We start from the raw sequence: 3,858 nt of genomic DNA, 5'->3' as shown, positions 1-3,858 counted from the left end.
CTTCTAACAATGGTGAATTTATCTTAAAATATACTCATCACTGATGAACAGTGTTCAATAAGATGCGTTCCCCCTGAGTGCGATACCCCAAAACCTGATTTTGACCAGTCTCCTCAAACTCGTAAAACAACCCAGCAACCTTTTGCAAATATCGCGGATCGCTCAACTGGCCGATTAAATCAGCAGCGCGAACTAAACCCGGATAATTCGCAGTATCTTGATAATCTTCATCCGCAGGAACCGGGAAACGAGTCAACTCAATATTACGCTTAACCAGCTCAGCATCAATCAGTTTATGACCGCCAAAACGCTCGTCAATAAACATTTTTCCCCGATCGACATGATAAGGCGTCAAACTCGCATCCGTCGCCCCCGGAGGTAGCTTCACTTGCAAATCCTCTATCCCCGTTGCATACTGTCGCAAATCACTTCGATCTTGCCGACAAACCCCCTTCACATACCCGATATCGTGACACAGCAAAGCAATGTGGAAATGCAGCCAATGTTCGCATAAAACACCACCCTCGCGGATGTGCTTGCCGCGCAGAATCTCCTGTCCCACTAAGGTTACTAAAATAGTGTGTTCCACATTGTGGTAAAGAGCATCGCTATTAGCAATATTTTCCAAAGCCATACTCGCTACCCAAGCAATAATTTCACCGTAGTCAGATTTGAACCCGCCGTAGGTGTGGCGGTAGCCTTCAATCAGCCGATTTACAAAAGCATGAATCAGCAGTTCAGTTGCGTTAAACATATTCACTTGCCTGTGTTAAAATAGCTTGTTAAATTATTTTTATACTTATTGTTTTTGGTGCTACCGTTTGATGTTTTTTTACTTCACCATCACAATGGATGTCCGCTCCTATCTAGAGGCATCCACTGATATTATCAACGATTATGCCTTAAATTAGCGATCGAACAACTAGCAGAGCGATGCACCCCGTAAATAATTGATATCAATGGGCGATCGAGGTATGACACCCCTCAATCAGCAGTACGGCGTTACATCTTCGCCGCATACGTCAGCCAAAAACGAGAGCGATCGAAAACGCAACCCCACTAATTCCTCATACACAGGATTTAGCTTGCACATAGGCGGTATGTGGAAAAGATGGTGTCCCAATAGCTGGATATCTCTCTCAAAAGGACACTGTGCTGGTATAAGTTTGCACAACCACGCTCGCTACTTGCGGATCTACCACGGCAATGTTATCAAGCCACTGTCGCACTGGTTGGACGAGGCGATCGCCAAAACTTAAGTATTGACACCGATTTTCAGGAAAAATACTTGTAGTCGAGTCCATGATTGACCTCAGTAATTATTAGTAAGCAAAAGTTATGAATCACGCTTCTTAATCATCAACCAAACCCGCCGTTACCCCAGTGACATGAATAAGTTTATCGCGTGACACTCGCGGCCACTAAATGTGATATGGAAAGCTAACAGTTGTGATTACAAGTCCGCAAAAGTGTGAGACAGATCACGCCCTGTTCCCGCTACGCCATGTATATTAAGATATATCAAAAAATAAATATAACTTTCCACTCGCCGCATCTACTTTACCCTCCTACTTACCTGCGATATATTACCAGGTCAATTTACTAAGATAAGGTTTCAGGTAATGACTACGCAAAAACATAAATATGCCGACCTTTCTCAACGCCTCCCCCACAGATACCGTGCTGGAAAAACTCCCTGTAGAAGTTAAAGATTGGGCCCAAAGCTTGCCTTGGAACCAGCGGCGCTACGTCTTGTCTCTCTGCTACATATTGTGCGCCTCTACTCCCGACTTGCAAGCAGAATTTTTAGATGACTATACAGCCGACGGTTTAGTCTCAAAAATGTTTGAAGATGTAGATACTCTACACCGAGTCAAAGAGTATTTAATCAGATTCCGAGTCAAAAAAGAATTAAACGAATCAGATTTAAGAAGCTACATCAAACAATTTTATATCCACTCGGCTCAACAAGCGCGCCGGGAAACTGACCAATATTTAGAATCAGCACTCAGGTTCGTTTTGAGTACAGAAGAACGCAATAATGTTTTTAACTACATTTTGGGTTTTGAATTTATTAAAATTGTGTTTCAAATGAGCTGGTTGCAACACGAAAGATTGGCGAGACTGCAAAAAAATCAGTCGCAGTTTATTGAAACCTATATCAAGCCGATTCAACACGCACACAGAATCAATGGCATAATTCTACCGAAAGATGAGAGAATCTTTTTTGCCAGACGCGCCTATTACGTTCAACTGCCTAACATTTCTTACAGAAAGCTCATTGAGTTAGTCATGGCAACTTTTACTACAGAAATGGTGAGTAATTGCGGATTTTCTATCAGCCGCCACTCTCAAGCTTTGCGCTTTGACTGCGATTACATTTACGATCCAGAACCCGAAGAAGAAAGATTTCCTACTGACTTGCAATTTATTCATTGACTTTAGGCAGTAAGGTGTACTATAGATTGCTTTTTTCTCTTTACTTTTATTTTCGCGTTGGACACAGAAGAGTTTTTTAAGCATGGGACTTAGGAATGAGAATTAAATAACTTCCACAAGTTTGTGGGATGGGCGGGACGCCCATCCCACAATAACAATTAAAATTGTAAGTTATTTAATTCGCGATCCTTATAGTCGCAAGTTAAGACAGAATTTTTCAGCCGGATTTGATGTCAAATAGGATGGCTGTATCAATCAACCTTCCGCTTGCATTTCTTCAATTTCAAACCAGCTAACTATCACTCCCGCTAGGGGAATAGCCAGAAATATGCCTAAAAGTCCTGCGGCTCTCGCGCCTACTAACAGTGCAAAAAACACCACTACCGGATTGAGGTTAAGGGAATTTTGCATCAGTCTCGGATGAATAAAGTTGTCTTGAATTTGCTGCAAAACAATGCAAGCTGCCAATACTTTTAAAGCTAGCCACACATTTTGAGACAATACAATAAAACACACTAAGCTAATTCCCAGCGTCGCTCCGATCCCCGGAACTAAATCAAACAATCCTATAATAAATGCTAAAATTAAAGGAAATCTCACATCTAACACTAGGAAAATTCCAAAGCTAGCTGTTGTCAAAAATAACATTAACAGAATTTGTGCCTGAAAAAATCCTAAAAAGTTTCGCTCAATTGTTAAACTTAAACGCCTGTGCAGGTGTCGGGGTATAAATTTGAGAACCAACAGCCACAGCCTCTCTCCATCAAGTAACATGAAAGAAGCCACCACCATAATTAATATTAAATTCAATAAATTGGTTAAAAATACTTGTAAGAAAGCAATACTCCAAACAACTCCAGATAAAGCTTGATTTCGCAGTTGTTCCTCAATAACTCGCAGGTTGACTTGCAGGTTTCTCGCCCGCAGGAATGCTTCGATGCGATCGGACAGAGGCGCTAGAGCATTCACAAATTCAGTCAGGCTGTCAATTAATTGCTGCCCTTGAGATAAAAGAGTGACGCCTAGGGTGACGGTGAGACCCCCAAAAACTAAAATGGCGAGCAAGACAACTAAGGCGACAGCTAAACTTCGCGGTAAAAATCGCTGGAGAGTTCGCACCGGATAGTTGAGCAAAAAAGCCACGAGTGCAGCAATGGTGAAAACCGCGACGGCAGTTTCAAAGTAAGCTAAAAGTTGCAGTCCAGCCCAACCAGAAGCAAATAAAAGCAAAAACCGAACTAAGGCTAAATTGCTTAGCATATTCCAAAAATTGGGAGGAATTCTTTCTTGCTCTTTCACAGGGATTTCCAGGGATTAATAATAACTCAAAAATATTGCCGAGTCGGCTCTCCTGAACTTGTGGTGATAATTTTATCTAATCAGAAAAACAAGCTAATACGCGATTTCTGAAATTATGAA

3 protein-coding genes and 1 pseudogene are annotated in these 3,858 nt (G+C 41.7%); 2 read left to right on the top strand and 2 right to left on the bottom strand.

Going from position 1 to position 3,858, the window contains the following annotated elements; genetic code table 11:
* Nucleotides 1–67 precede the first annotated feature (67 nt).
* Nucleotides 68–754 (bottom strand): annotated as a pseudogene (locus tag QUB70_RS31895) (Npun_R2479 family HD domain-containing metalloprotein); the annotation flags it as partial.
* Nucleotides 755–974: 220 nt separating this feature from the next.
* Between QUB70_RS31895 and QUB70_RS32835 the strand changes: the two are divergent.
* Nucleotides 975–1,259 carry a hypothetical protein gene (locus QUB70_RS32835; protein WP_442927861.1) on the top strand — a complete coding sequence of 95 codons (285 nt, stop codon included), beginning with the start codon at nucleotides 975–977 and terminating at the stop codon, nucleotides 1,257–1,259.
* A 385-nt stretch (nucleotides 1,260–1,644) separates the two neighbouring features.
* Entirely contained in the window at nucleotides 1,645–2,439 is a 795-nt protein-coding gene (locus QUB70_RS31880) for a cobyrinic acid a,c-diamide synthase (RefSeq protein ID WP_332985792.1), read from the top strand.
* Nucleotides 2,440–2,694: 255 nt separating this feature from the next.
* Here QUB70_RS31880 and QUB70_RS31875 read toward each other — a convergent pair whose 3' ends face one another.
* Nucleotides 2,695–3,738: an AI-2E family transporter gene (locus QUB70_RS31875; protein ID WP_332985791.1), complete on the bottom strand. Its 1,044-nt coding sequence runs from the start codon at nucleotides 3,736–3,738 to the stop codon at nucleotides 2,695–2,697.
* Nucleotides 3,739–3,858: the final 120 nt, after the last annotated feature.

It is taken from the genome of Microcoleus sp. A003_D6 (assembly GCF_036702825.1).
Classification (GTDB): Bacteria; Cyanobacteriota; Cyanobacteriia; order Cyanobacteriales; family Microcoleaceae; genus Microcoleus.
Note: the sequence above shows the minus strand (reverse complement) of the source record. Positions and strands in the feature narration are given on the sequence as shown.